Origin of the sequence: Xanthomonas sp. NCPPB 2922 (genome assembly GCF_041520885.1) — a bacterium.
Classification (GTDB): Bacteria; Pseudomonadota; Gammaproteobacteria; order Xanthomonadales; family Xanthomonadaceae; genus Xanthomonas; species Xanthomonas campestris.
The window spans coordinates 187,923-213,028 of sequence record NZ_JBGOFY010000001.1 but is presented as its reverse complement, the minus strand read 5'-3'; the positions used below and the strand labels follow the sequence as shown (position 1 = coordinate 213,028).

The 25,106-nt window shown below is 63.6% G+C and carries 27 protein-coding genes, 1 other RNA gene and 1 pseudogene; 18 read left to right on the top strand and 11 right to left on the bottom strand.

What is annotated here, in order from left to right:
• Window positions 1-411 precede the first annotated feature (411 nt).
• The 5 genes from ACD584_RS00905 to ACD584_RS00885 form a co-directional block, all read right to left on the bottom strand.
• Window positions 412-744, bottom strand: coding sequence for a thioredoxin family protein (locus ACD584_RS00905; RefSeq protein WP_012436912.1), 333 nt, complete (start codon window positions 742-744; stop codon window positions 412-414).
• Window positions 745-759: 15 nt separating this feature from the next.
• Window positions 760-1,158: a host attachment family protein gene (locus ACD584_RS00900; protein WP_042595503.1), complete on the bottom strand. Its 399-nt coding sequence runs from the start codon at window positions 1,156-1,158 to the stop codon at window positions 760-762.
• A 105-nt stretch (window positions 1,159-1,263) separates the two neighbouring features.
• Window positions 1,264-2,379: an alpha/beta hydrolase gene (locus ACD584_RS00895; protein WP_070689191.1), complete on the bottom strand. Its 1,116-nt coding sequence runs from the start codon at window positions 2,377-2,379 to the stop codon at window positions 1,264-1,266.
• Window positions 2,380-2,597: 218 nt separating this feature from the next.
• A complete protein-coding gene (locus ACD584_RS00890; protein ID WP_070689190.1) occupies window positions 2,598-3,638 on the bottom strand; it encodes an AI-2E family transporter in 1,041 nt (346 codons plus the stop codon).
• A gap of 488 nt (window positions 3,639-4,126) precedes the next feature.
• On the bottom strand, window positions 4,127-4,561 hold the full coding sequence (locus tag ACD584_RS00885; RefSeq protein WP_043921515.1) for an NUDIX domain-containing protein: 435 nt from the start codon (window positions 4,559-4,561) through the stop codon (window positions 4,127-4,129).
• A gap of 232 nt (window positions 4,562-4,793) precedes the next feature.
• Between ACD584_RS00885 and ACD584_RS00880 the strand changes: the two genes are divergently transcribed.
• The 3 genes from ACD584_RS00880 to ACD584_RS00870 all read left to right on the top strand — a co-directional run bounded on the left by ACD584_RS00880 (window position 4,794) and on the right by ACD584_RS00870 (window position 6,934).
• Window positions 4,794-5,450 (top strand): SDR family oxidoreductase, encoded by a 657-nt coding sequence (locus ACD584_RS00880; RefSeq protein WP_011035335.1) that lies wholly within the window; start codon window positions 4,794-4,796, stop codon window positions 5,448-5,450.
• A gap of 111 nt (window positions 5,451-5,561) precedes the next feature.
• Window positions 5,562-6,626, top strand: coding sequence for a M4 family metallopeptidase (locus tag ACD584_RS00875; protein WP_175611757.1), 1,065 nt, complete (start codon window positions 5,562-5,564; stop codon window positions 6,624-6,626).
• On the top strand, window positions 6,623-6,934 hold the full coding sequence (locus ACD584_RS00870) for a protealysin inhibitor emfourin (protein ID WP_076037543.1): 312 nt from the start codon (window positions 6,623-6,625) through the stop codon (window positions 6,932-6,934). Before ACD584_RS00875 ends, ACD584_RS00870 begins: the two co-directional genes overlap by 4 nt.
• 876 nt (window positions 6,935-7,810) lie before the next feature.
• Here ACD584_RS00870 and ACD584_RS00865 read toward each other — a convergent pair.
• A complete protein-coding gene (locus ACD584_RS00865) occupies window positions 7,811-8,251 on the bottom strand; it encodes an SRPBCC family protein (protein ID WP_076037544.1) in 441 nt (146 codons plus the stop codon).
• A 157-nt stretch (window positions 8,252-8,408) separates the two neighbouring features.
• Between ACD584_RS00865 and ACD584_RS00860 the strand changes: the two genes are divergently transcribed.
• The 3 genes from ACD584_RS00860 to ACD584_RS00850 are packed head-to-tail and all read left to right on the top strand — an operon-like array spanning window position 8,409 to window position 11,272.
• Complete coding sequence (locus ACD584_RS00860) at window positions 8,409-9,560, top strand: HDOD domain-containing protein (RefSeq protein ID WP_175611758.1); 1,152 nt, start codon at window positions 8,409-8,411, stop codon at window positions 9,558-9,560.
• Window positions 9,561-9,618: 58 nt separating this feature from the next.
• Window positions 9,619-10,131 (top strand): hypothetical protein, encoded by a 513-nt coding sequence (locus tag ACD584_RS00855; RefSeq protein WP_139328408.1) that lies wholly within the window; start codon window positions 9,619-9,621, stop codon window positions 10,129-10,131.
• Window positions 10,132-10,144: 13 nt separating this feature from the next.
• Window positions 10,145-11,272, top strand: a complete 1,128-nt coding sequence (locus ACD584_RS00850; protein WP_081391606.1) for an XVIPCD domain-containing protein — start codon at window positions 10,145-10,147, stop codon at window positions 11,270-11,272.
• Window positions 11,273-11,602: 330 nt separating this feature from the next.
• Here the strand turns inward: ACD584_RS00850 and ACD584_RS00845 are convergent, their stop codons facing one another.
• Window positions 11,603-12,568 (bottom strand): hypothetical protein, encoded by a 966-nt coding sequence (locus ACD584_RS00845; RefSeq protein WP_076037546.1) that lies wholly within the window; start codon window positions 12,566-12,568, stop codon window positions 11,603-11,605.
• Window positions 12,569-12,727: 159 nt separating this feature from the next.
• On the opposite strand from ACD584_RS00845, the gene ACD584_RS00840 reads away from it, so the two are divergent.
• Both ACD584_RS00840 and ACD584_RS00835 read left to right on the top strand, forming a co-directional pair.
• Complete coding sequence (locus tag ACD584_RS00840) at window positions 12,728-14,251, top strand: helix-turn-helix transcriptional regulator (RefSeq protein WP_076037547.1); 1,524 nt, start codon at window positions 12,728-12,730, stop codon at window positions 14,249-14,251.
• Between the two features lie 134 nt (window positions 14,252-14,385).
• Entirely contained in the window at window positions 14,386-14,574 is a 189-nt protein-coding gene (locus tag ACD584_RS00835; protein WP_057670974.1) for a CsbD family protein, read from the top strand.
• Between the two features lie 395 nt (window positions 14,575-14,969).
• Here ACD584_RS00835 and ACD584_RS00830 read toward each other — a convergent pair whose 3' ends face one another.
• Window positions 14,970-15,428: a dihydrofolate reductase family protein gene (locus ACD584_RS00830; protein WP_228437949.1), complete on the bottom strand. Its 459-nt coding sequence runs from the start codon at window positions 15,426-15,428 to the stop codon at window positions 14,970-14,972.
• Here ACD584_RS00830 and ACD584_RS00825 point away from each other — a divergent pair.
• The 5 genes from ACD584_RS00825 to ACD584_RS00805 all read left to right on the top strand — a co-directional run bounded on the left by ACD584_RS00825 (window position 15,427) and on the right by ACD584_RS00805 (window position 19,099).
• Window positions 15,427-15,633 carry an XVIPCD domain-containing protein gene (locus ACD584_RS00825; RefSeq protein WP_076037973.1) on the top strand — a complete coding sequence of 69 codons (207 nt, stop codon included), beginning with the start codon at window positions 15,427-15,429 and terminating at the stop codon, window positions 15,631-15,633. The genes ACD584_RS00830 and ACD584_RS00825 overlap by 2 nt on opposite strands.
• A 400-nt stretch (window positions 15,634-16,033) precedes the next feature.
• Window positions 16,034-16,255 (top strand): XAC0095 family protein, encoded by a 222-nt coding sequence (locus ACD584_RS00820; protein ID WP_175611759.1) that lies wholly within the window; start codon window positions 16,034-16,036, stop codon window positions 16,253-16,255.
• Window positions 16,256-16,276: 21 nt separating this feature from the next.
• A complete protein-coding gene (locus ACD584_RS00815; protein WP_228437950.1) occupies window positions 16,277-17,032 on the top strand; it encodes a hypothetical protein in 756 nt (251 codons plus the stop codon).
• Window positions 17,029-18,474 (top strand): XVIPCD domain-containing protein, encoded by a 1,446-nt coding sequence (locus ACD584_RS00810; RefSeq protein WP_228437951.1) that lies wholly within the window; start codon window positions 17,029-17,031, stop codon window positions 18,472-18,474. Before ACD584_RS00815 ends, ACD584_RS00810 begins: the two co-directional genes overlap by 4 nt.
• Before the next feature lie 178 nt (window positions 18,475-18,652).
• The gene (locus ACD584_RS00805) at window positions 18,653-19,099 is read left to right on the top strand and encodes a hypothetical protein (protein ID WP_175611760.1); all 447 of its coding nucleotides are present in this window, start codon (window positions 18,653-18,655) and stop codon (window positions 19,097-19,099) included.
• 136 nt (window positions 19,100-19,235) lie between these two features.
• On the opposite strand, the gene ACD584_RS00800 is transcribed toward ACD584_RS00805, so the two are convergent.
• Window positions 19,236-20,444, bottom strand: coding sequence for a M35 family metallo-endopeptidase (locus ACD584_RS00800; RefSeq protein WP_175611761.1), 1,209 nt, complete (start codon window positions 20,442-20,444; stop codon window positions 19,236-19,238).
• A gap of 279 nt (window positions 20,445-20,723) precedes the next feature.
• Between ACD584_RS00800 and ACD584_RS00795 the strand changes: the two are divergent.
• Window positions 20,724-20,936, top strand: a pseudogene (locus ACD584_RS00795) (oxidoreductase); the annotation flags it as partial.
• A gap of 314 nt (window positions 20,937-21,250) precedes the next feature.
• Window positions 21,251-21,718, top strand: coding sequence for a hypothetical protein (locus tag ACD584_RS00790; protein ID WP_175611762.1), 468 nt, complete (start codon window positions 21,251-21,253; stop codon window positions 21,716-21,718).
• A 70-nt stretch (window positions 21,719-21,788) separates the two neighbouring features.
• Here the strand turns inward: ACD584_RS00790 and ACD584_RS00785 are convergent.
• Window positions 21,789-21,863, bottom strand: a non-coding RNA gene (locus ACD584_RS00785) — sX9 sRNA.
• A gap of 84 nt (window positions 21,864-21,947) precedes the next feature.
• Here ACD584_RS00785 and ACD584_RS00780 point away from each other — a divergent pair.
• Both ACD584_RS00780 and ACD584_RS00775 read left to right on the top strand, forming a co-directional pair.
• Window positions 21,948-22,130 (top strand): hypothetical protein, encoded by a 183-nt coding sequence (locus tag ACD584_RS00780; protein ID WP_228437952.1) that lies wholly within the window; start codon window positions 21,948-21,950, stop codon window positions 22,128-22,130.
• Window positions 22,131-22,415: 285 nt separating this feature from the next.
• Entirely contained in the window at window positions 22,416-22,604 is a 189-nt protein-coding gene (locus ACD584_RS00775; protein WP_228437953.1) for a hypothetical protein, read from the top strand.
• Window positions 22,605-22,799: 195 nt separating this feature from the next.
• Here ACD584_RS00775 and ACD584_RS00770 read toward each other — a convergent pair whose 3' ends face one another.
• Entirely contained in the window at window positions 22,800-23,462 is a 663-nt protein-coding gene (locus ACD584_RS00770; protein ID WP_042595485.1) for a hemolysin III family protein, read from the bottom strand.
• Between the two features lie 281 nt (window positions 23,463-23,743).
• Between ACD584_RS00770 and ACD584_RS00765 the strand changes: the two genes are divergently transcribed.
• Window positions 23,744-24,892, top strand: coding sequence for a Fic family protein (locus ACD584_RS00765; RefSeq protein ID WP_070689179.1), 1,149 nt, complete (start codon window positions 23,744-23,746; stop codon window positions 24,890-24,892).
• Window positions 24,893-25,106: the final 214 nt, after the last annotated feature.

The following is a 25,106-nucleotide window of genomic DNA, read 5'->3' as shown; positions in this document are numbered from 1 at the left end:
CGGAGCTATCGATCTCTGCATGGTGCGCGCTTGCGTTATTGATGCTGCAAACACCCTCGCTCTGAAGGCGCAACGACTTCTGCACAACCTGCTTTTAGTAGGAGCGCGCTCGCGTGCGATGAAGCCTTCCCGGTAACGCCTCATCGCGCGCAAGCGCGCTCCTACGGAGCTATCGATTTCTGCATGGTGCGCGCTTGCGTTATTGATGCTGCAAACACCCTCGCTCTGGAGGGGCAACGACTTCTGCACAACCTGCTTTTGGTAGGAGCGCGCTCGCGCGCGATGAAGCCTTCCCGGTAACGCCTCATCGCGCGCAAGCGCGCTCCTACATGGTTTGCCTGATGTGCCAGGGCACTGCAGCGGTGCTTCATACCAGCAGAACAGCAGACTGCGCCGACTGCACCAGCGGATTCACCCCACCGCCTCCAACGCCGATAACACGGCCTGCAAATCCTCACGCGTCTGCGGCCTGACGGCGCGGGCGACTTCTTCGCCATCGCGCAGCAGGATGATGGTGGGCCACAGCTTCACGCGAAACGAGCGGCCCAGCGGCCGCCCTTTTCCGTCTTCGATCTTGCGGTACTCGATATCCGCGTAACCGCCCAGCAGCTTCTGCAACAGCGGTTGCGCGGCCATGCAGTGGCCGCACCAGTCGGTGCCGAACTCCAGCACCTGCAGCCCCGGTTGCGCATCGACCGCGCTACGGTCCGGCGCCTGCGCTGCGTACTCCCGCACGAACGCCATCGCTGCGTGCGCTCCTTACGACAGCGCGCGCTGGATATCTTCCAGCGGCAGGTTGGTGAAGTCCTTCGCCAAATCGCCCACCAGGCGCTGCTGGGTTTCCTTGTGCAGCAGCGGGCGCACCCGGCCGAGCGTGGTCGGGTCGGCCACCAGTACCAAGTGGTTGTACTCGTGCTTGAGCGCCCCGTCGTTCAAGGCCTGCGACAGCTGCTTGGCGAAGGTCATTTCGTCGAGTTCCGCCTCTGCAGTGCGGGGCGGAACTTTGCCGGCCGGGCCTTCGTCATCGACGTTCTGCACATCGGTGCGGGCATGCTGGCGCAGCACCACCTTGGCTTCGTCGCCGGTATTGGTGAACCACCGCGCTTCGCCGCCATCGGCCACCACCACCAACGCACCCTGGGGAATTTGCAGACTCATCCGTCGTTTCTCCTGTTTCAGTGTCAGCGCTGCAATTGCAGCGCCGTCGACCTCAACCTAAGCAAGCCGATGTAAGCACCGCGGGTAGCCGGTGTGTGTGCCGCGTTAGCGTGCCGCCGGTAGTGGCGGCGGCGGCAGGCCCAGATGCTTGCTGAAAAAGCGCGCCATCACCCGCAAGGCCTGCTGGCTCTCAGGCAGCGTGTCGGTGAGATGGAAGGCATGGCCCAAGCCGTCCCAGACATGCAGGTCCGATTCGCGTCCCAGATCCACCAGGCGCGCGTGCGTATAGGACGCATTGCTCAATTCTGCTGCGCGTGTGGCGGTGATCAGCAAGGTGGGCGGGAACTGGCGCAGCACCGCATCGGAGAACACCGGCGACACCAGCGGGTCGCGGAAATCCACATCCGGCCCGTAGTACAGGTCCTCCATGATCGGCAGGGTGCCTGCCGCATCAGGCAGCAGGGCATCGTTCACCGCTGCGACCACGCGCTGCGAATCGCCGCGGTAACGCGCGTCGCCCGCAGCGCAGAACAGGCCTGCCGCCGCCGGCATCGGCAACTGTTCCTTGGCAAACCACGCCAGCGCCTCGCCGGTGAGCACGCCACCCGCCGAACAGCCGAACAGGCCCACCTGCGCGGGAGTGTGGGTCTTGAGGGCGGCGCGATACACCGCGGCCACGTCCTCGCTCGCCGCGGGAAACTGGTGCTCCGGGCCCATGCGGTAATCCACCGCCACCACGGTGATGCCGGTCATCGCCGCCACCGGAATGGCTTCCATCAACCCGAAGGAGGCCGCACTGCCCATCACGAAGCCGCCGCCATGCAATTCGATCAGCAACCGCTTGGCCTGCTCGGGCGTGCGCGTGCGCGGCTGCACACGCAGCACCGGTACACCGTTCCACTGCTCGGGCGTGATCTCCACCGCGTAGCGCGTGCGCATCTGCGCGATGACGCCTGCGGCCCAACGTTCGGTATCGGCGCGAATGGTGGGCAGCTGGCGCAGCAGCGTGGCGTTGTCGGCCTTGGCCAGCGGGTCGCCGCGGTCCACGTCGCCACTGACCTGCGCACGTGCCGCAGGGCTCAGGTACTCAGACACGGGCAGATCGAACGCGGGCACATGCCGAACGCCCTGCGTTGCCGCCGGCTTCGATGCGGCTGCAGCTGCGGGCGTAGCGGCACTCGCGCTCGCCGCACTTAGCAACGCCAGGCAGCCCAGCAGCATGCGTCGTGTCCATCGATGGTGTGTCATGCAATGCCCTCCCAGGCGTCGGTCAACGCACGAGCATAGCCTGCGCACTGCGGCGCGCCGTGTGCGCGGCTGCCATGGGAGACGGCGCTGCAGTGATCGCGTCGTAGGCGATGCGCAGCGCACAAGCAGGCACATCCATTCCTGGACAACACGCTTGCATTGCAGCGTTGCCGCTTACGCAGACGCCTTACTCAGTGGTGCTTCTGCCCGGGGATGGAGGTGGGCGTGTGCAGTGCTTCCTGCACATACAGGCGCTTGACCAGCACGAAGGCCACCACCGTCAACGGTGCAGCAAGCAGCACACCTGCGGGCCCCAGCAAGGTACCGATGCCGAATAGCGAAAACAGCAGCAACACCGGTGGCAGATCCACAGTGCGTTGCTGGATCAACGGCAGCAGGATGTTGCCTTCGATCTGCTGCACGACCACGAACAACGCCGCCGTGGCCAGCGCCATCTGCGGGCTCACCGTAAAGCCCAGCAGAATGGCCGGAATGGCAGCCAGGATGGGCCCGACGATCGGCACGAAATCCAGCAGCCCGGCGATGATGCCCAGGGCCAGTGCGCCGGGAATGCCCAGTGCCCACAGGCCCAGCCCGGTGAGTGCGCCCACCACCACCATCGCCAGCAATTGCCCGCGCAGCCATAGCCGCAACGCGGTGCCGCTGGCACGCACGGCATCGTCCATGGTGGCGCGCGCCTGCACGGGAAACAGCAACAACAGCCCGCGCCGATACAACTGCGGTTGCGCGGCCAGATAGACCGCACCGGCCAGCACCAGGAACAGGTTCGCCACCCCACCGGTGATGCTGAGCGCGAAGGCGCCGGCACGCGGCGCCAGATTGGACACGCGCGCCGGTGCCTGGCGGGTGAGTTCTTCCAGCGCTGGCCCCAACGGCCCGGCCGCAACCCAATCATGGAAGCGCGCCCAGGCCTGCGGCAAGGTGCGTTGCAGGGCGCCGAGCTCCGTTGCCAGTTGCGAGCCGAACAACCACAGCAACGCCGTGAATCCCACCGCCACCACGACCACCACCAGCCCCAATGCCATGCCATCTGACAGCGGCGTATAGCGGGTGACCCAACTGGCCAGCGCGCGCAGCAGCACCGCCACCACCACCGCACCGAACACCATCAGCAGCAGGCCCGACAGCGCCCACAACAACCACGCGCAGGCCACCAGGGCCAGCACGATGACCACACGGACGACGAAGGCACGCAGATCGGAGGACGGCATGGACAACAGCTCGCAACGCGGAAACAGCACTCAGCCTAGCGAGGCGTGCGAGAAGATGCTGTGCCCGTGCTGGCGGGGCTGCATCCGTTGCGCATGCGGTGTGCGACGTGCGGCACGCGCAATCGCATTCGCTGAAGCGTTCTCCGGGCCACACGAGCAAGCAGGCGTTGCGCCGCTACATCAGCGCCTCAAACAGCAACACCGCTTGGCGGCAGCGTACCAAATGCCGGAGGTGTCTCACTGCGCTCCTGATCAGGCCACACGTCTGCATCGAACGCGCCAGTCGAGCCACGTGAGCTAACGACGCCGGTCGCGCCGCCGCACCGTCTCTTCAAGCAGGGGCCACCGCTTGGCGGCAACCTGCCGCAAATACCGGGGTGTATCCCCGCGCCCGCTTCGGTGTACACACCTCTGGATCCAACGTGGCAAGCGTGTCGCGCCGTTGCACCACTACCCCGTGCAGCACTCACACTATGTGGATGTCCCGCTCAAGCAGCCGCCTCATGCGCCAGCTGCTGCACCGCCAGCGTTGCCGAGCGGGTCAGCGGCGTGGGCAACGCATCGAGTGCGAACCAGCCAAGGTCGTGCAGTGCTTCCGGTTCGCGCAGCACGGCGGTTTCGCTGCCGTCGATCGCGGCCAGGTACACCGGTGCCACCCAGTGCTGCGGCGGCGACAGCGCCCGCTCGAACTGGCTCACCACGCACAGCACGCGCTGCAGGTGAATGTGCAGGCCGGTTTCTTCCAGGGTTTCGCGCACTACCGCGTCTTCCACTGTCTCCATCCAGTCCACCTTGCCGCCGGGCAATCCCCAGTGGCCTTGTTCGGGCGCGCGTCCACGCAGCACCAGCAACAGGCGGCCGTCGCTGCGGCGGATAAAGGCGCCGCAACCAACGCGGGCGTGGGAATCAGACGGAGCGGTCATCGGTGGGTCCGGTACGCCACGGTGCGTGGCGGACGCATTGTCCGGCAGCGCTGCGGGCGCGGGCAAACTGCGGAAATGCCGTGGCCGCCCTGCGTCACCGCGGCGGCGCCGTCAGGGCATCGCATGCATTTGTTGCCAACGCCTTGCGAACGCAACCAATGACATCGCCTTAGCGCTGCAGCCGTCACGCTAGGTCATCACGCCTCGCAGCAGGCGCATTGGCTGGAACTCCATGTCTCGCATTCTGTTGATCGGTGGCCACGGCAAGGTGGCGCGACTGCTCACCCCGCTGCTGCTGGCCGGTGGCCACCACGTCACCGCGCTGTTTCGTAATCCCGACCACGCAAGCGATGTGATCGCCGATGGCGCCACACCCGCGCTATTCGATATCGAACATGCCGACACCGCGGCGATCGCCGCGCACATCACCGGCCACGATGCGGTGGTGTGGTCGGCCGGTGCCGGCGGTGGCGATGCCGCACGCACCTATGCGGTGGACCGCGATGCCGCGATCCGCTCGATGCACGCGGCCGAGCAGGCGCGGGTGCGGCGCTACGTGATGGTGTCCTACCTGGGCGCGGGGCTGGAGCACGGGGTGAGCCCGGAGGATGGCTTCTTCGCTTATGCGCAGGCCAAGGCAGCTGCCGATGCGCACCTGCGCGGCACCACGCTGGACTGGACCGTGCTTGGGCCGGGCCGGCTCACCCTGGACCCACCCAGCGGCTGCATCGCCCGCGACCCGGGCAGCGACACCACCGAGGGCGTGTCGCGCGCCAATGTCGCGCAGGTGATCGCCGCCACCCTGGCCACGCCGGCCACCATCGGCAAGACCGTGGGATTCGTGGATGGGCCCACCCCCATCACGCAGGCGCTCGCGCAGCTGGCATGAACGCCAGCCCGTCCGCAGCGCGCTGCCATGGCAAGGGCCGCTGGCAGCTAACGATTTCCTAAAGTCGCACCGCGCATAGTCGCCGGCGCAGCCCCCACTGTGGAGATCGCTATGTCTGCGTTTGTTGCGCCCCGCCGCGCCGGCATCCTGCCGCCGTATCTGCTGGACCACGTGGCGCAGGCCGCACCGGAGCGCGCACGGCACTGCGCGCAGCTCACCCGCCACATCACCGCACAGCTGCGCCAGCGCCGCGCGCGGGGGTTGCTGGCGCGCGACAGCGCCGACGATGCGCCCACCGCCACCACTGACACCGCAGTGCGGCGGCATCTCTACGACGCCCAGCAAGGCACTGCCCTGCCTGGCGTGCTGGTGCGCGAGGAAGGCGCGCCGCCCACCGACGATGTCGCCGTGACCGAGGCGTACGATTACCTCGGCGCCACCCATGCCTTCTTCCAGCAGGTGTATGCGCGCAACTCGATCGACGATGCCGGCATGCCGCTGCTCGGTACCGTGCACTACGAGCGCAACTACGACAACGCGTTCTGGACCGGCGAGCAGATGGTGTTCGGCGATGGCGACGGCGAGATCTTCACCCGCTTCACCATCGCCATCGACGTGGTGGCCCACGAGCTCACCCACGGTGTTACCGAGCGCACCGCCAACCTGATCTACCAGGGCCAGTCCGGTGCCTTGAACGAATCGGTCTCGGACATGTTCGGCGTGCTCGTCAAGCAATACGCGCTGCGCCAGGACGCCGCGCAAGCCGATTGGCTGGTGGGTGCCGGCATGTTCCTGCCCGGCGTGCAGGGCGTGGCGCTACGCTCGATGCAGGCGCCGGGCACCACCTACGATGACCCGGCCTTAGGCAAGGACCCGCAACCGGCGCATATGGACGCCTACGTGGACACGCAAGAAGACGACGGCGGCGTGCACTACAACTCCGGCATTCCCAACCGCGCCTTCCAACGCGCCGCGGTTGCCATCGGCGGTTACGCCTGGGAAAAGGCCGGGCGCATCTGGTACCGCGCCCTCACCGGCGGCGCGCTGTCGGCCAGTGCAGACTTCGCCACCTTCGCCGCACTCACTGTGCGCGTGGCCAGCACCGATTACGGCGCGGGCAGTGCCGAGGCCAGCGCGGTGGAACAAGCCTGGCGCGACGTGGGCGTGCTCGCATGACCGTGCAACTGCCGCCCTTGCAACCGGGTGTCGTGTTGCGGCTGGCACGCGAAGGTGGCGTGGCCGCATTCCCGGCCATGCGCCGCGAGCGCCAGCTGGTGCTGGAAGAGCTGGACGAGGTGCAACGCCAACACCTGGGCGCGCTGCTGGATCAGTGCGTGGCGCATGCACTCCCCGCCCCGCAAGCCGGCGGCGGCGACCGCCGCTATTTCAGCATCATCTGGGACGGCGCCAGCGAACCGCTGCGCATCCCCGAAGAACACGCCCCCGCGGAAATCGTGCGGCTGTGGAAGCAGGGCACGTTGTAGATGAGTGACGCGCCAGCCCGGCACGCGGAGACGCAGAGGCGCCGGTCACGTCGCGGGCGATCGACGCCTCGTAGGAGCGCGCTTGCGCGCGATGAGGCTTCACCGGTAACGCCCCATCGCGCGCGCGCTCCTACAAAGGCGGCCTGGTCGCGGGTGCCGCAGCGGCGGCCCAAAATCAGTGCGCCAGGGCGGCAATCTCCGCCACATTCGACATTGGGCAGAACGCGCGGCTCAGGACAGATGTTGTAGCGGCGATGACGCGCAAGCGATCGCAGCACGTGACGCGCCAAGCAAATGCAACGTAGGAGCGCGCTCGCGCGCGATGAGGCTTTGCCGATAACGCCCCATCGCGCACAAGCGCGCTCCTACAAAGGCAGCTTGGTCGCGGTTGCCAAAGCATCAACGTACACAAGACTGGTGCGCTTATTCGGCGTACAGCCGCCACAGAGCGTGCGACTACAGCTCGAAAACCTTGGAGCGGCCAGCACGCAAACGATCAGAATACGTAACCACGCAAGCAGCCGCGTAGGAGCGCGCTCGCGTGCGAAGAAGCTCTACCGGTAACGCTCCATCGCGCGCAAGCGCGCTCATACGGATACCGCCGGCGGCGTCGACCAGCACATCCAGCAAACGCCACACACGGCGCGACAGACCTCCATGCCTGCACGGGGTCTGTCGAAGAAAGTGGTCCAACTGCGGATGCCTGCACCCTTTAAGCTGCCTAGATGCTCTAGGGCTGCACAGCTGGTGACGCATAGTCGCGGTGTCCCCGTTAGCACCGCGTGCAGCGCAGCGGTCAACCTGAAGACAGCCCGCTCATCGCTGCACCGACGCATCGATCGTGCAGCGGCCGCTGCGGCCGCTGCGGCGCCAGGTTCACTCAGCGTGCTGCGCTTCCACCAACAACGCCAGCAAGGTCAGCGACTCCTGCCAGCCCAGGTAGCAGGCGTGCAGCGGGATATGTTCGGGAATCCCCTCCTGCACCACGTGCAGGTCGGTGCCGCACGGCAACGGCAGCAACCGCACCGTGGTCAGCAGCGTGCCGGGCAGTGACGGGTCGTCGAAGACATCGTCGTAGCGCAGCAGCGCGTTGGGCACCAGCTCCCGGTAGGTGCCACCGAATGCGTGCCGCTGGCCGCTGCCAAACTGGGTGAATGCCATGCGGAAGGTACCGCCGACGCGAGCATCCAGATGCTCCACCGTGTTGGTAAACCCATGCGGCGGCAACCACTTGCTCAACGCAGCGGCATCCAGGAAGGCGCGGTAGACCCGCTCGGGGCTGGCACGCAGAACACGGTGCAGGGTGACAGTGGACATGGCGCTCGCAGCTGGCAGAGGACGACCCTCTACCCGACGACGCACCAGGCCGCCGGAAATCGACATGACCGCGCCAGGCCGCGCCCGCACGCGTGCCACGTTGCCGGCACGGCCCGCTTCGCGGATAGTCGCGCCACTGATCAAACGATTTCTCAAGATGCTTGTGATTGTGCTGTTGGCTGTTGTGGGGGTGCTTGCCATCGTGCTCGGCGTGGTCGCCGCCTCGCGTCGTGGGGACCCGCCCGCCGTCTCCACCGCCGACCCCGCACCGTTGCCCGAGTCCGCGCCAGCGGCACCGGCTGCGGGCGCCACCGCGGCGCCCGATGGCGCTGCCACCGCCATGCCTGCAAGCACACCCGAGCCGCGCGCGGTGATGGCCGAGCCGCCGCCGATGCGCCCGTTGCTGCGGCGCATGTATGCCGCGGTGATGGACACCCCTTCGCTGGCCGATGCCGACGTCGCCATCGACTCCGCCCAGGCCACCGTGCTGGCCAGTGCGGTCAGCGCGCTCGACCACGTGGACATGCGTCCGCAGCTGCTGCCGCGGCGCCCGCACCTGTTGCCGCAACTGATGCGTGCGGTCAACGACCCGGATGCGTCCGGCCGCGGCATCGCCGCGATCATCGCGCAGGACCCGACGCTGGCCGCCAACCTGCTGCGCATCGCCAACAGTGCCCTGTACCGCCCGCAAGGCGGACCGCTGGAAAGCCTGGAACGCGCGGTGGTGCACATCGGCACCGAAGGCGTGCGCCAGATCGTGGCCGCCGCGGTGATGCAACCGGTGCTCAGCCTGGAAGGTGGCCTGTACGCCCGCCTGCCAGCGGCGGTCTGGGACTACGCGCTGCGCACCGCCACCGCCGCGGCCGCCTATGTGCGCGAGCGCGGTGGCGACACCTTGTCGGCGCAACTGGCCGGCCTGCTGCAAGGCCTGGGCGCGGTGGTGATCCTGCGCGTGCTGCGCGACGCCTACGCCGAGCAGCCGTCGGTGCCGTACAGCCTGGAGGTGGCCGCCACCCTGGTCGACCGCCACACCGCCGCGGTGGCCAAGACCATCGCCACGGCCTGGGAGCTGCCCGCCCAACTCGGCACCGCGCTGGACGAACAACGCCCCGAGCACGACAGCACCCTGCTGGCCACATCGCTCGGGCGCGCATTGCGCTACGGCCGCCTGGCCGCCGCCCTGGCCATGCTGGCCCGCCACGGCGCCGAAACCGAAGCCCACGCCCTGAGCGTGCTTGCCACGCTGGAACCGGACGAGGCGGCCAATGCCGCGCTGTGGCAGCGGCTGGTGGCGGCGAGCGTGGAGTGAGTTGCTGCAACGCAATGACAGCTGCCTTTTCTGCACCAGCCAGCGAACGACCATTTCAATGACCAAATCAGAGCGTTTCCACTATGCTTCGGCACACGCCCTGCGAGTGATCAAAATGCGCGAACGGAGTCCTGACGGGCAACCTGGCAAGCCAAATAGGCTTTCCTTTGCCAAGCATCACCGATCGATAGCGCAGCAAGCGCGCGCGCATAGTCAAGCAGCGCGAGCCATCGCGTTCGCGGCCCTTTTACTCCTCACTTCATTGACGGCGTGTGCCATGCAAACGACACAAGACTTCGACTCAACTGCCTGGAAATCACAACGCGGCGTCGCCTTTGAAGACAACACACGCATCTACATGACTGGGGCGCTGAAACAGGTCATCCATGTGGGAATGCGCAGAGACGACGTCATCGTGCTTTTGGGCCCGCCTGATTATATGAAAGAGAGTGAAACCACCTCGACTGATGCGTATTACCTTGGTATCTCGCCCTATGCGGCTGATACAGAGAAATACATTATTCAATACCAGGATGGAAAAGTGATCAGCCATCACAGCGTACAGGGCTAAGGAGGAAACAAGGATGTCGGACAAACCTGATTTGGATCGAATCCGCAGCCAGTTCCAGGTGCAGGACGATGAAATGATCCAGTATCACCCCCGTTTGGCGGGAAAAGTGGATATCCCGTTTTCGCCTACGATTCAGGTCACCCGGACCGAGGGAAAGCTCCTGGACGAGATGACCTGGAGCAGAGGCCTGCAAGGCTTGTTGGAACTCAAAGAAACACATGATTTGGCGTTCCGCGAAAGCAAGCAGCACGTACCGGACCAACCAGTTCCCGACGGTATTCCAAATGAGCAAGCCGAGGAGTGGCAACTCAATGACGGACACCGTGATGCCTTTCGTCATACGTACTGGAATGCACTGCTTGCCAAGGAGTTCGGAAACGAATGGGCACAGGCATTCGCCACCGCGCACGAGGGAAGGCCGGGCAATCCTGCAAACCGCGAGGCGATGGACCTGTACAACAACCAGGTCGGCAGAGGCATCGCCGCAGCCCACCCCAGCGCGTCCAAAGAGCAGCTTGCGCAGCTGGTAGGCGACGCAATGAAGGAAGGTAAGTTGATCCTCATGGATCACCAGGGAAAGCTTGCCTGGAGTGATCAGGTGCAGGTGGGGCAGCATGGTCTATCACCTGAGGACGCGATCCAGCCACATCTACAGACACCCGCGGTTGTACCAGCAGCGCCGCGCACGTCTGGTTTTTTTGGTGCCAACGCGCCAGGTGACCAGGGCCTAACACCAGATGATCCAATTCATCCGCGTTACGCGCTGCATCAGCAATGCAAGACAGGCGTCGGTGCGTTGGATCAGCAGTTGGGACGGGTGCCTGACGAGAAGAGCGCTTGTATGGCCGCAAGCCTTACCAACCTCGCCGTGACCAATGGCCTGGAGCGTGTGGATCACGTGCTGCTAAGCGACCAGACCAAACCGGCGAGCCTGGGACAAAATGTCTTCATTGTTCAAGGCGAACTGAGCGACCCTGCCCATTTACGCGCCCATATGTCGGCGGACCAGGCAATTTCTACGCCGGTAGAAGCCTCATTCCGGGAGTTAGCTCAGGTGGAGCAGCGCAACGTGGCGATGCAAAGTCAGCAAGCTCTGACGCAACAGCAGGATGAGCAAGTCAAAGCCGTGCAGCGCGTGTAACTTCAAAATGCACCAGTTCCAGGTGTTCAACTGCACAAGCGTTGTGAGAGCAAACGACCTTCAATCCCACGTTAACTCTCCTGCACACAGGTCTCAGCAGTTTTTGCTTCAGCGCGTTCGGCGTGTGGCTGTACTGCAGTATCTGAAAAATTTCTGGATGCTTGCTTCATCAGACAAAAAACACCGGGCCATCTGCAGATGGCCCGGTGTCGACTGAGTTACTGCAGACACCGCTGGTACCTTCGCTGTCTGCCCGATCGTAACTCTCAGCTCACAGCGCGGTGTCCATACAGGGCTCCGCGTAGCAGGCAGACATAGCCGCGCGGCGGCTTACCCCTCCACCACCGGATCGCTACGGCGGCCCACCCGGCCGGCGGCGAACGACACCGCGGCGCCCAATAGCAGCAGCACCAGCGTGGTCCAGGCAGCGCGCGAGACACCGCGTGCGGCGGTGTCGCCGGCTTCGCGTGCCTTCTGCTCGGCGGTGCGCTTGAGCGCGTCGTACTGGGCCACGGCCTTCTGGTAGGTCTGCGCGTAGTTGTCGGCCATCTGCTCGGCCTCGGCGCGTGGCTTGCCGGTGCGGGCGACGATCAGGTTGATCAGCGCGTCGCGGTCGGCGGCATCAATGGCCGGCTTGGCCTGCGCGCGGACGCGGTCGAACCAGGCGGCCAACGCATCACCGGCCACCTGCGGGGTCTGTGCGGCGTCGCTGGCGGCGGCCTTGCCGTCGGTGGCCGCGTCCTGGGCCTGGTCCTTCAGCCGCTGCGGGTCCAGTTCGGCCTTGCCGGTTTGGCGCAGCGCAGTGTCCAGCTGGCCGCGCAGGTCGGCCCAATCCAGGTCGATGCCCTGCTGCTTGAGTTCCTGCTGCACACCATTGCTCAGCGACGGCGCGGCCGCGGCAATGCCCTGCCCGGTCAACGACAGGCCCTTGCCGACCACACCGGACACCGCGCCCATCGCACTGCTGGCCAGCGCGGCCACCAGCCAGGTGGTGATCAGCGAGGTCACTGCCCAGCTCAGCAGGCCATGCAGCCCGCCACGTGCGGTGGCCAGGCGGCCGGCCACGAACGCGCCGACGGCGATCGACACCAGCGTGCTCAGCGCAAGCCAGATGCCGGCACCGGTGCCGAGCCCGCTGACCGGGTTGGCCTCGCGCAGCGGGTCGATGGTGGAGGCGCCAATCGCGGTACCCAGCACGCTCAAGGTGAGATAGGTGACCAGCGCGAAGGTGCAGCCGGCAAGGACCGCGCCCCAGGACATGCGGGGCGCGTAGGAAGAACGGACGACGTGGGCCATGGAATGCCTCGTGGAGGGAACGTGCCGCCAGTGTGTGAGCCGGCCTGCGGCGATGCCTGAGCCGAATGCACCAGGCCGGCTAGTGCATTCGCGTCAGGCAGCCGCTACCGTTGGGCGCCACGCTTGGTGTGGCCTGCCGCCGTCCTCAGGAGTTAGTGCATGTCGTCCGCGTGTGAACCCACAGCGCCGCTCGCGCCGCCGCCACAGTCCACCAATCGCCGCCAGTTGCAGCAGATCATCACCGGCCTGAGCGAAGGTGTGATCCTGGTGGAGCCCGACCAGACCATCACCTGGGCCAACGAGGCCGCGCTGGCCATGCATGGCGCCAGCGAGTTGGCCGAACTCGGCGCAACGGTGAGCGACTACCGCGCGCGCTTCCAGCTGCGGTACCGCAACAACCACCGCCTCAACGCCGGCAACTACCCCATCGACCGCGTCATCGCCGGTGAAGTGTTCAACGACGTGGTGGTGGAAGTAGTCCGCGCCGACACCGACGCGCAATGGGTGCACCGCGTGCGCAGCCTGGTGCTCACCGACGCGCAGGGCGCGCCCGACTGCCTGGTGCTCATCGTCGCCGACGCCAGCGACTGGGCCAGCGCCGAGCAGCGGTTCGAACGCACCTTCAATGCCAACCCGGCACCGGCGGTGATCTGCCGGCTCGCCGATCAGCGCTACATCAAGGTCAACCAGGGCTTTGTGGAAATGACCGGCTACACGCGCGAGGCAGTGGTGGGCAAGAGCGTGTTCGAGGTGGATGTGCTGGAGCTGGCCGAGCGCCGCGAGCTGGCACTGGAACGGCTCAACGAAGGCGCCACCATTCCGCAGATGCAGGCAGAACTCAGCCTGCCCGATGGCAGCACCAAGATGGTGGTGGTGGCCGGCCAGCCGATCGAGATCGGCGAAGAGGCCTGCATGCTGTTTACCTTCATGGACCTGGAACCGCGTCGCCGCGCCGAGGCGGCGCTGCGCCAGAGCGAGGAGCGCTTTGCCAAGGCATTTCGCATCACGCCAGTGCCTACCTTGATCTGCAACGCAGAGAGTCTGCAGATCGTGGAGATCAACGATGCCGTCTCGCAAACCACGCAGTACGCCAGCGAAGACATCATGGGCAAATCCATCGATGAAATCGGCCTGCTTGCCACGCGCCAGGCGTACCAGCAGTTCTGCCATGCACTGGCCGAAAGCGGCAGCATGCTCAATGTCGAATATGCCATTGCGCGCAAGGACGGCGAACCCCTGGATTGCCTGGTGTCGGCCGAGACGGTGAGCATCCACGGCGTGCAGTGCTATCTGGTGTCGCTGATGGACATCACCGACCGCAAACGCACCGAGATGGAACTGGTCACCGCCATTGAAGCGGTGATGCAGGACGCCTCGTGGTTCAGCCAGACCTTGCTGGAAAAACTCGCCAACGTGCGCCGCGCCAACCGCCCCAGCCAGGCGCACGGCTGTGGCGTGGCCGACCTCACGGGCCGCGAGCGCGATGTGTTGGGCCTGCTCGCCGAAGGTCTGGCCGACAAGGAGATCGCCCAGCAACTGGGTGTGTCGCCCAACACGGTGCGCAACCATGTGGCCGCGCTGTATTCCAAGATCGATGTGCATAGCCGCGGCGAAGCCATTGTCTGGGCGCGTGAGCGCGGCTTTGCCCGCCGCCCGGCAAAGAAATCTGCACGCAAGCCGTGAGCGCGGGGTAGATGACGCGAATGCACCAGCCCAGCTAGTGCATTCGCACGTGGGCAGCGCCGCAACAGACGCACACCATGCTCACACCGGCCCAGACAAACTGGACCGGTTCCCCAAACTACGAGAAACGTCCCATGGATAAGAACCGTATCGAAGGCGCCGCCAAGCAGGTCAAGGGCTCGGTGAAGGAAGCCATCGGCCGTGTCACCGGCGACAAGAGCACCGAACTGGAAGGCGCCGCCGAAAAGAATATCGGCAAGGTGCAGCGCAAGGCCGGCGAACTCGCCGACGACGTGCGCGACGCGACCAAGTCCACCAAGTAACTCCTTCGCTTCAGCGCTGCTGTTGCAGATGCTGTCGGTGGTGCGTGTGCCAGGTTGAGTTGGTGCGCAGTGCTGCAGCCTGCGGGTAGTGCACAGTCGATGGAAGGCGGAATGCGTTGAGGGCCATCGCCGTTGAATGTCCACGCGCACTACGCCAATGAGTCAAACGCCAAACGCCCCGGCTTGTCCGGGGCGTTTGGCGTTTAAGGCTCTGCGCGTGCGTTCCGTACACAACGCCCCGCTCACACGTATCAATGCCGCGTCGGCATGATCACCTTCCTGCATGCAAGACAGCGCGTGGATGATGTCGGGAAGGCAGGCCCTGCTATGCGCGACGCAGATGTCTTGTGTCCAGCAGCCACCGCGCTACTGACAACGAGCGGCGCCAGGCATTCCTACGCGGGCCGATACGTTTGCGCCATGAAGCCGCTGGGGAAGGTGTGGGTGCTCACCAGCGTGAGCGGCCTGGGGGCCGGCAGGTCGTTGAAGATCGGCACGCCCTTGCCCAGCAGGATCGGGTAAACGCCCAGCACATATTCGTCTGCCAGGTTGTGCGCGATGAGGCTGCGCGCGAAGGCAGCGCCGCCGTGGGCAATGATCGGTTTGCCGTCCTGGGGCTTGAGCCTGGCGATTGCATCGGCCAACGGGCCGCTGGCGACCGTGGCGTTGGCCCAGCTGTCCGCGCCGGCCTGCAGCTGCGCGCCCGGCAGGGTACTCAGTTGCGCGCGCGCAGCGGCGAGTGATGCGCGGGCCACCTTCAGCACTGCCGGGCCCTGTGCCGAACACACTGCCTTGGGGATCTGGTTCATCGGCGCGGCAAACGGCGAGGTGGCCGTCGGCCAGAAGCTGGCCATGCCCGCCGTGGAGGGCCGCCTGGATGACCCTGCCCACAAGCGTGTGCATGTGGACGTGGAGCAGGCCATCAAGACACCGGTCGAACAGTCCGACCAGCAACTGCTGGCCACCAATCAGGCGCTGGTGCAGGAACGCATGCTCACCCAGCAGCACGAGGTGTCGCGGAGCATGGGCGAGCCAAGCCAGACGGCGCCGGTCCGATAAGCGGTGCAGTTGCGGCGTGCCTGCATGGCGACCACGCCAGCGTTGCGGCGGCAGGGTACGTCCTTTGCCTTCTTTTTCATGCGGGCCGTCGTACATAGCACAAGCCATCCTCGGGCAATCGCGCGCGAGCTGCATCTGGCTTGACCCTGAGAAGCCCTAGCAGCACACTCCGACACGGAGCCTAGAAACTCTACACAGACAGCGGCACCCACCTCCGAGAATTTGGTGGGTTTTTTGTGCTCGGCCATCTGGCCTGGCACTGCTCGGCGTTCTTGCGCCGGGAGGGCGGCGAATACAACACCCGCAAGGGGAATAAGCCCGCCGGCTGTCTGCGGTTTCTAGCCTCCCGGCATCCCGCTGCGTTGTGCAGCGGGAGCTGCCTGATGGCAAGGAGAGCGGCATGCGCGACGAACCCGGTTACTGGATGCCCGAAGGCACGCAATACCACCTACTACGCGTGCGCGACCAACTGCGCCTGCTCGCCACCCTAGCCAGCCCACGCACACGCGACGAAGGCGCCATGGGCGTGCCCGCCATTCCCCTGCAACAGTGGGCGCACTGTCTACAGCATCTGGCCGAGCAGGTGGAGGATGTGCTGGAGGATTTGGGTGATGCGCGGTAGTGGCGTGTGTCTGGTTCGTGCGTGAGCTGCCTGGCCGGCGGACTGGCCGGTTGGAGCCAGGGCGAGTACCTTGCTTCGTATCACCGCGCCGCGCTGGCTCATACGACATCAATGACACGCTTTCGCTTACTTACGCTGTTTCTTTTCTTGGTGCTCATCTCGATGCTGCCGAGCGCGTGCGCCCGGCCGTCTGAGAACGCCAGCGCCCTGTCCGCTACTACATCGCCGCTACCTGCCGTAGATTCTGAGCCGGCCGGGCTGAGTCAGAACGCATCCCTCAGCATCCAGGACATTGAGACCAATCTGTTGAGATTTGCGGCGTCGCTAAAACAGCCAAGCGACATGAGTTACAGGCGGGTGGAAGAGATCCTGGGCATCCGATTCGAGACGCCAAAGGATCTGGCGGTGTCTCGGCGTGTGTTGAAAAGCCGTCCGCTCGCGCACGGCTATACGCTGTATGTCTCGCACAGCCCGCAGAAGAAGGGCTATTCCTTTATCAACCTGCTAATTGGCCTACCCGATCAGCAAGATCCCACGCTGTCGCTGAATGCACAATGCGTGTGGAACGCAGCTGAATTTTCCAAGAAACTCGAGGCTATGGGCTACACGCGTGGCGGGCAGCGCCCATTCCAGGGCGGTATGCTTCGGCAGCATTGGCGCCCTGTCCAGAACGGAGCGCAAGGTTTCTCGGTGGCCTTGATGATTTACGAAACCAACGACGGCGGCGCAAAACGCGAGTGCGTGTATGGCGCACAGATCGATGGAGGTGATGAGTGACGCCAGTTGATCCAAGAATTGAGCCCCTGCTCTTGCAGATGAGGAAAGACCCCAGCCTTCCCAAAGAGGCTGAAGCTTCCATCCGGCAGGCCATCTCCGAATCGCCATATCTGTCCAACCTGTTGGGGAACGCCATCGAGAAAGGGCAGATTGGTGCTATCGCTGTCTCCCATGACCAAAACAATGCTGGTCACTTTCAGGATGGCAAGGATGGAAAGGCAGGCACGCTCAACATCAGTGGGTCGCTCTTTCAGGATTGGCAGGGCCGCGCACGCATCGATCACCTGACAGAAGTACTGGGCCACGAGACGATGCATGGTGTTTTGGCAGAACATCGAGCCAGTGCGTTGGCGGAGTTCGGCAGGACCATGGGCGAGAAGATGCAGGACGCGCACTCTCAGCGCGAAAGTCAGGTAGATCTGACAGAGCCGACCCGTGCATATCTGGACAAGACACGGCAGGACGAAGCATTAGCAGAGATCTCGGCCTTGCGTGCACTCAACAGCCGTATCAAGCATGAAAACCCTGGCGTATCTGCAGAGGATGCCGAAGGCATGCTGTTGGACCGCTCTGTCACCCGCTGCGTTGACAAGCATGTGACACCCCCAGCGTTTGCCCGGGGCCTTAGCTATGAGGCGCTGACCACACACGAGCAAGGGCGTGGAAAGCCGCTGACGCGTGCTGTAGAGCAATGCTTCTACGACAGCAGAGGCACGCTTGGGCCGCACAGTGACTCCGACTACCGCAACTATTACGGCGTAGGCCCGATCAGCCATATTGCGAGAAACTACGATCATCTAGCCCATGATCGCCAGCCTCCGGAGGTGCGCATCGACCTCAAATCTTTGGGGCTGGAGCCAGAGCAACTGGAGCGCAATGGGCTGGACCTGGGTTCTGCAAAAACGTTCAACATCGTAGACCTCGGCAAAGACGGCTACGGGATGGTCCAGCTGAAGAACACGGGCGCGCGTGACATTGACCCGCAAGCCATGGCAACTCCTGCCCCATCAAGCCAGCTATTAACGCCTGCAGATGCAGGCCACCCGGACCACGCAATGCATCAGCAGATCCGAGGCAAGGTGGAGCAGCTGGATATAGCCAGCGGCCGCACGTTCGATGCGACCAGCGAGCGTATGACCGCCAGTCTCCTGACGTTGGCCAAGGACAATGGCTTGACCCGTGTGGACCACGTGCTGCTCAGTGACAAGACAAGAGAACTGACCGCCGCACAGAACGTATTTGTGGTGCAGGGTGACCCGCAAGATCCCGCAAAGCTACGCGCACACATGCCGACAGCGGAGGCTGCACAGCGACCCGTGCAGGAAAGCTTTACGCAGCTTGAGACGGTGAACCAACGGCTGGCGCAAGAACGTATGCAAGAGCAGGCGTTGGATCAGCAGCGGTCGCAGGAACAGCAGCGTGGACAGGTGCACTCGCTTTAATCCCGAGGGGCGCGTCAGCGTGTTACTTAGCTCAGTACGCCCTCTACTCAAGGTGATCTACAGCGATCCACCGCATCTGAGTGAGGTGAGCACCGCGGTACGCACGACCATTCAAGCGGGCTGAACCACCCGCGCGCGTGGCACGTGGGCTAGGATCCGTGCGTACAGGGGGAACATCATGGACAGGATCACCACCGCGCGCCGCGGCGCGCTGACGTTGGCCGCGCTGTGCCTGCTTGCGTGCGCATATGGCGCAGCAGCACAAAGCATGCGCTCGGCCACGGGCAAGGCCACGCAGACGTACATCCCGCCGGTGCGGCAGCCGCATAACTACCTGGCGCGTGACACCACGCCGTTCAATTGCGAGCAGTACCGCACGCACCCGCATCCGGGCATGGTGCGTTACTGCCAGGGCATCGAAAACATGACACTGCGCAACGAAGCACAACGCCAAGGGCGCCCCGCGCCGTCGGATTCCATCATCGCACTACCTGGCCTGGGCACCGCCGAAGCCAAACAACTGGGTTATGCGTGTGTGGCCGGGCAAGCGATGAAGCGGCTGCGCAACGGGTGGGAGCAGGTGTCTGCTGCTGCGGGTGGGTGGCAGCGGTGTCGGGGTGGATAAGCACCCCGACAACTCCCACTCTAGTTAAGAGCTTTGGGTAGAGGAATTAAACCTTCCTCGCTATGCCTTGCGTGTTTCCTAATGCCTTCTTCGCACGGTAGCCGCGAAACGCATCAACCTTACGCTAGGAGTGAACTCAATTAAAATTTAAATTTAAATAATAGAATTTGTAAGATTGAGCATTTCGTACTGCGCGAGTGCGATTACCAGCCAGCGCCTTCGTTCCGGCGTATGTGTAACCTGAGGGGTCATCAATCGTGCCGTTTACGATTTCATCTGAAAAATGCGTAATTTCGTGTAAAAATGTTCCCACTTGAGAAAATTCATCGTAAACCGTTGGAAACTGTGGCGATTCAAAAAAACGGGGGCATAAATTCACTTGGTATAGCGTTCCAGGAGTGACCCAAGCTAGAGCATTCGGAGAAATGTTATTTTCCACCGGGTCGCATTGGCAAGTAATAGAAACCGGCGGCTTAGGATTCATTGGATCGTTGGTTAATCGATACCATGTGGCGAATACCATACTGTCATTATATTGGTCGTCCGGCAGGTAGTCATCAGGATCACCATGAACGCCGAACCAAGTCGTAAATCGCGCGGTCGGTTCAAACGACATGTCAACATATGGCGGAACATCGAAGGTCTGAACTTTCGTCTGCTGGCCGTATTCAGTAAGAGCTTCGTAAGCAATCGCGGTTGATTGCGGTATAACATTTTGTCCAACATGCTGGACCTGAGCTGCGCTGCAAGATGCGAATTCCGCCTCAGTTGTCTTGTGATGACTCGTCTTTGGAGATGTTAATTCAGTCTTTAGCTGATCGCCAGCAAAAATTCTAACTTCATTTGATGACGCTTCAAGCCACGATGCCCGAAGTGAGTCTCGGGATGCATTCTTATAAGCCAGTTTAGGCCTGTTCAAATAACGAGAGGGACTTCTTAAGCTAACAGTGTAGTGCCGCCCTGGCTTGAGACGATAATTCAATTGAATATTTACGTCCACCACCTTTTTCTGCTTTGGACCCACTTTGACATATACATCTTCTGGCGCACCGTCCATGTTGACATAGATGCCAAAATAGGGAGCTTCACTTCCATCATCTGCCAAGACACGAAAAACATTGTTCATCAAAAGACCACTTTTGTTGGTCTTTGGAAACCACTGATCTACGACTTCGATGTCCTGATCACCTAGATTAGTAGCAATGACGCGTATACCTGTTTCATCTTGCTTGTTACTTACAGGCTTATCGCTATTAATAGCTTTAACTGCTTGTTCAATCTTAATATTCAATCGCCCCGCCGCTGATGCCGAGTGAGACCAGATTATTAAGGCCACTATTGCCATTACTCTCCATGCATGCATTGCCAACTCCTTGTTAGTAAGCAAACTTTGTCGATTTTTTTATTTTGCAATGGTGCTTAAATATAAAATCATACTTATAGCGTAGCGTCAACGGAGCCCGATTTATCAAAACACAAATATAGGTGGCCTCCTGCATAGGGACAGCAAAATTCTTTGCCATCTTGCGTGGATGACAACGGTTTCCTGCGTGACTAAGCTCGCCGGTGTGATCGCCTAGTGCATTCGTCGAAATGGTCGTGACGCACTACCAACTGCCGTTGGCGGCGCGTGCCGGAGGATGCAGACGTGGCCGAGGTGGCGCAGGCCATCGTGCGGGTGGTGGATGCGCCGTTCGGCAAGCGCCCGTTCCGCGTGCATATCGACCCGGCCGGCGATGGTGCCGACGTTGGCTTCGGCGTGCTCGATCGCCTACGTGCGGAGATGCTGCACCGGGTGGGATTGGGTGATCTGTTGGCACCACGTGTGGTGGGCTGATGAGATGCGGCAGGCGTTTTGCGCGCCTGCCGGCTATGCTGTTGTGCTGACTGCGCGGGTGCATACGCGTGGTGCTGGTTGGGAGGCGGCGTGGTGGTGTTAGCGCCACGCAGGTATTCACGCAGCAGCGTTGTGGTGCGCTTGCTGTTGTACGCACCGGCTTTTGGCCATGCAGGCCTGACGTTAGGTCGCGCCCAGGTGCGCTCCTACGCGTAGGTCCAAACTTGGTACGTGTTTTCTCAACTCTTACAAGGACGTCGCCGTTGTTGACCGTTGCCTTCCGCATCCTCTGGCCCGTGGCCCTGGTTGGCCTGATGACTTCCTGCAACGGCAGCCACACCGCTGACCCGCCGCGCCCGGAATCCGATCACTTCACCCTGGCCGAGCTGCAGCAGCTTGGCTGCACCGTCAAGGCAACGCCCAAGCGCAGCCAGAGCAGCATCCCGTTGGTGGGCACGGTCGATGGCTATGGCATGACCAGCACCACGCCGTGCGCCACGCAATTGGTGAGCCTGCTGCAGCCCATCAACTATGAAGATGCCGTCTGGGAAGGCGCGCGCTCGGCCGCCAAGAACTTCGCCAAGGAGCACGGCTACACGCAGGAACGCTTCGAGGGCGAGATCGGCGAGTACAGCGAGATCGAGGTATTCAGCCGCAACGGCAAGCAGGTGGGCTTCGAATACAGCGTGCAGGCGCGGGGCACGCTGCATTCGGTGATCGTGCTTTCCGATAGCCTTGAGCCGGATGCGGCGTTCGAGGCGGTGCTGAAGACCAAGCTGTGAGGGTGCGAGCCTGACCGACAGCCGTTAGCTGGCGCCCCTGATCAATGGCAAGGTGAATGCCATTTAGAGCGGCTAACAAAACGTAGCGAGCAGCCGTCAGGTGGGTGCGGGCGGCGCGGAGGAACCGGAGTGTACGTGGGTACATGAGGATTCCGAGCACCGGCCGCGCCCCCCTGGCGGCTGCGCAGTAGTTTTGATAGCTGCTCTTAATCGTTAACTGGATAGCGCCATGACGAATCTAGTCAAGCTGGCGACCGCATGCGCCCTGGTCGACGCCAGTGCGGTCAGGCAGGCGTCGGTCATCGGGGAAGCCGGTGCCTGGACCGTGCGGTTGCAGACCCATAACCAGACCCGTGTGCTGGCCACCAAGGCGAATGCGCCGCGCCAGTTGGCAGCTTCGAAAGTGCGTTGAAGGTCTTGCGCGAGATGGGCATGCCATTGGACGTGCTTCATGTGGACGCTGCGCAGTGGGACGCCAAGGGCGGCAAGACGAAGCGCCGGCCTGACTGCTCCGAGGCGATGAAGGTCAAGGAGTTGGACGCACGCTATGCGGTGTCGCTACTCACCCAGACCGAGCATGCCCTGGCCGACCCCCGCCCCGCACTCTCCAGCGCGCAGGCGAGCAGCAGATGGAGACGCTCAAGACGCAACAACGTGCGGCGCTTGAGGCAGCACTGGCTGCAAAGGGCACGCGTGCGTGAGCGTGGCCTGGAAGCAGAGCGCGCTGGATGCGCGCACCGCATTGCTCGCCTCAGCACTGGCGCGCGCGATCGACATCTCCGACCCGCAGATGTATTCCGCCGCATGTGAACAGGACGACCGGATCGAAACCGAGGGCGACGCGCTGGATGGTGCCGCCATCTATCACTCTGGGCCACTGCCGTGAACGCGTTTGTCCACCTGCCAGGACGGCAGATATCTCTTGATCTACACACGCGACGGCGACGATGTGCTGATCCTTGTCCTTGTACCTGCGCGCTCTGATTGGAAGCCGACGTCGTCAGGCGATCAATAGATCCATGACGTGTCGATGCTGGCGAGCGAGGGGCATACGCGACTGCGCGACGACATCGACAGCGCGCTACACCTCGCCCATCGGCCGCAGGCACAGCCAGATGGCGCACCAGTGCGACAGTGCGCCGCCCAGCACGTGGGCGTGCCAGATGGCGCGGTTGTAGACCATGGACTTGCGCACGTAGAAGCCCACGCCCACGGTGTAGAACGCGCCGCCGGCGGCGATGAGCCACAGCACGGTGCTGTCCAACCCGGCGACGATCTGCTTGATCACCACGATGCCGGCCCAGCCCAGCAGCAGGTAGATGGCCACCCAGAAGCCCTTGGCGATGCCGGGCAGGAATAATTTGGCGAACACACCGAACAAGGCCACACCCCACACGCTCAGGATCATGGCCCAACGCCAGCTGCCATCCAGCGCCAGCAGGAAGAACGGCGTGTAGGAGCCGGCGATCATCACGAAGATGCCGGCGTGGTCGAACTTGCGCAGCATCGGCTGGCGCTGCGGCGGGGCGAAGTTGTAGGCCGCCGAGCAGGCGAACATCACCAGCAGCCCCAGCGCGTAGACGCAGGTGGCCAGCACCATCGTGCCGTTGGCATGCGCGCGCCAGATCATCCAGGCGCCGCCAACGATGGCCAGGAACAACCCGGCGGCGTGCACCACAACGTCGGCACGGCGGGCGGAAGGGGTCTTGTAGTGCGGGGCGAGAGCGCTGGGGGGCACGGGCACGGCAGGTCTTCGAGGTGGGGGAGCCCGCCGGTGCCGCATGGCGCGGCCCGGTGGGGCCCGACAGGATACCCGCTTGCTGAATCCGCTCAGTGACACAGGCTCGCCGGTTTGGCGCTGATGTCACGTGTGCCCAGTTGCCATCGCCGCGACGATGCGGTACCTGGCCAAACCTGCAGCACGCTCCGGCTGACCCTCCGTCGCGTAGCAACGAGGTGTTTCACAACGCCCTGTCTTATTAAGGCATTCTTTAATAGCCAGCACTACTAGGAAAGGATCCTTGAATGACCCGTGTCACCGGCTCCTATACCGTCATCAACACCCATGACGAGACCGTGCGCGCGTTTGTTCCAGCGCCGCTGCCGCCGGCCGCCCCTGCGCTGGATCCGGCCGCGTATCTGGAGCGTAATCGCCTTGCCGAGGTCGCCCTTGCGCGGCTGACAGGCATGGCCGGGCTGGTGGCCTCGAGCGAGTGGCTGATCTACAGCGCGGTCCGGCAGGAGGCGCTGCTGACCTCACAACTGGAGGGAACCCAGGCCACCCTGACCGACGTCTTCGATGAGGAGGCAGGGCTGACAGTGGCCAACGCAGACGATGTGGAAGAGGTCACCAACTACCTGCAGGCGTTCAAGTTCGTCCGTGAGCAGTTACAGGCGCCCACCGGATTGCCCATCTCGCTGCGCCTGCTTGCCGAGGCGCACAGGATTCTCCTGGCTGGCGTCCGTGGCGCGCACGCACTGCCGGGCAGCATGCGCACCAGTCAAAACTGGATCGGCGGCACCCGGCCCGGGAATGCGGCATTCGTGCCGCCGCCGGCCGAGCGCCTGGCCGAGGTGTTCGGTGATCTGGAGCGCTTCATCCATGACACGCGCCCGACGTTGCCGCCTCTGGTCCGCATTGCGCTGGTGCATGCGCAGTTCGAAACCATCCATCCGTTTCTGGATGGCAACGGCCGGATCGGGCGGTTGTTGATTGCCGCGCTGCTGGAGCACTGGCAGTTGCTGCCCGAACCGTTGCTATACATGTCCGGCTACCTCAAGGCCAGGCAGAACGACTACTACCGGCACCTGTCGGCCATTCGAACGCATGGCGATTGGGAAGCATGGGTGGCCTTCTTCCTTGAGGGCGTGGAAGCCTCTGCCGAACAGGCCCAGCGCAGCATCGTGGCGATTGCGGCGTTGATCGCGGCCGATCGCAAGCGCGTGCTGGGAACCGGCAGCAGCACGCTACAGGCGCTGCGGCTGTTCGAGTTCCTGCCGACCATGCCGAAGCTGACCGTTGATCGCGCGCAGCAGGCGCTCGAGGTCTCTTATCCCACAGCGCGCGCGGCGGTGACCACGCTGCAGGACATCGGTGTGCTGGTGGAAACCACCGGACGTGCACGCGGCCAGAGCTTCAGTTACCAGGCTTATGTGAATCTGTTGCGGGCCTAGCGCACGTTCGGCAACCACGCACGCTGCACACCACGGAACGCTGCTGCAACGCCGCCAGTGCCTGCGTGATTCGGTGCCAACGCGGCGCTGCCGATGACATCTGCGGCCGCATAGGCAGGCGCTTGCTGAATCCGCTCAGTGACACAGGCTCGCCGGTTTGGCCGCGGTCTCATACCCTGAGACACCTCCCCTGTCTCATGCCCCTCTTTGGGAG

Excerpts from the sequence above, each read along its gene's own strand:
- ACD584_RS00865 (WP_076037544.1), bottom strand. The coding sequence starts at position 8,251 with ATGTCCACTGTCACCCTGCACCGTGTTCTGCGTGCCAGCCCCGAGCGG.
- ACD584_RS00835 (WP_057670974.1), top strand. The coding sequence starts at position 14,386 with ATGGATAAGAACCGTATCGAAGGCGCCGCCAAGCAGGTCAAGGGCTCG.
- ACD584_RS00850 (WP_081391606.1), top strand. The coding sequence starts at position 10,145 with ATGTCGGACAAACCTGATTTGGATCGAATCCGCAGCCAGTTCCAGGTG.
- ACD584_RS00765 (WP_070689179.1), top strand. The coding sequence starts at position 23,744 with ATGACCCGTGTCACCGGCTCCTATACCGTCATCAACACCCATGACGAG.
- ACD584_RS00900 (WP_042595503.1), bottom strand. The coding sequence starts at position 1,158 with ATGAGTCTGCAAATTCCCCAGGGTGCGTTGGTGGTGGTGGCCGATGGC.
- ACD584_RS00890 (WP_070689190.1), bottom strand. The coding sequence starts at position 3,638 with ATGCCGTCCTCCGATCTGCGTGCCTTCGTCGTCCGTGTGGTCATCGTG.
- ACD584_RS00845 (WP_076037546.1), bottom strand. The coding sequence starts at position 12,568 with ATGGCCCACGTCGTCCGTTCTTCCTACGCGCCCCGCATGTCCTGGGGC.
- ACD584_RS00880 (WP_011035335.1), top strand. The coding sequence starts at position 4,794 with ATGTCTCGCATTCTGTTGATCGGTGGCCACGGCAAGGTGGCGCGACTG.
- ACD584_RS00895 (WP_070689191.1), bottom strand. The coding sequence starts at position 2,379 with ATGCTGCTGGGCTGCCTGGCGTTGCTAAGTGCGGCGAGCGCGAGTGCC.
- ACD584_RS00860 (WP_175611758.1), top strand. The coding sequence starts at position 8,409 with ATGCTTGTGATTGTGCTGTTGGCTGTTGTGGGGGTGCTTGCCATCGTG.
- ACD584_RS00855 (WP_139328408.1), top strand. The coding sequence starts at position 9,619 with ATGACCAAATCAGAGCGTTTCCACTATGCTTCGGCACACGCCCTGCGA.
- ACD584_RS00790 (WP_175611762.1), top strand. The coding sequence starts at position 21,251 with ATGACTTCCTGCAACGGCAGCCACACCGCTGACCCGCCGCGCCCGGAA.
- ACD584_RS00840 (WP_076037547.1), top strand. The coding sequence starts at position 12,728 with ATGTCGTCCGCGTGTGAACCCACAGCGCCGCTCGCGCCGCCGCCACAG.
- ACD584_RS00885 (WP_043921515.1), bottom strand. The coding sequence starts at position 4,561 with ATGACCGCTCCGTCTGATTCCCACGCCCGCGTTGGTTGCGGCGCCTTT.
- ACD584_RS00800 (WP_175611761.1), bottom strand. The coding sequence starts at position 20,444 with ATGGCAATAGTGGCCTTAATAATCTGGTCTCACTCGGCATCAGCGGCG.
- ACD584_RS00875 (WP_175611757.1), top strand. The coding sequence starts at position 5,562 with ATGTCTGCGTTTGTTGCGCCCCGCCGCGCCGGCATCCTGCCGCCGTAT.
- ACD584_RS00820 (WP_175611759.1), top strand. The coding sequence starts at position 16,034 with ATGCGCGACGAACCCGGTTACTGGATGCCCGAAGGCACGCAATACCAC.
- ACD584_RS00825 (WP_076037973.1), top strand. The coding sequence starts at position 15,427 with ATGCCCGCCGTGGAGGGCCGCCTGGATGACCCTGCCCACAAGCGTGTG.
- ACD584_RS00805 (WP_175611760.1), top strand. The coding sequence starts at position 18,653 with ATGGACAGGATCACCACCGCGCGCCGCGGCGCGCTGACGTTGGCCGCG.
- ACD584_RS00780 (WP_228437952.1), top strand. The coding sequence starts at position 21,948 with ATGACGAATCTAGTCAAGCTGGCGACCGCATGCGCCCTGGTCGACGCC.
- ACD584_RS00830 (WP_228437949.1), bottom strand. The coding sequence starts at position 15,428 with ATGGCCAGCTTCTGGCCGACGGCCACCTCGCCGTTTGCCGCGCCGATG.
- ACD584_RS00905 (WP_012436912.1), bottom strand. The coding sequence starts at position 744 with ATGGCGTTCGTGCGGGAGTACGCAGCGCAGGCGCCGGACCGTAGCGCG.
- ACD584_RS00870 (WP_076037543.1), top strand. The coding sequence starts at position 6,623 with ATGACCGTGCAACTGCCGCCCTTGCAACCGGGTGTCGTGTTGCGGCTG.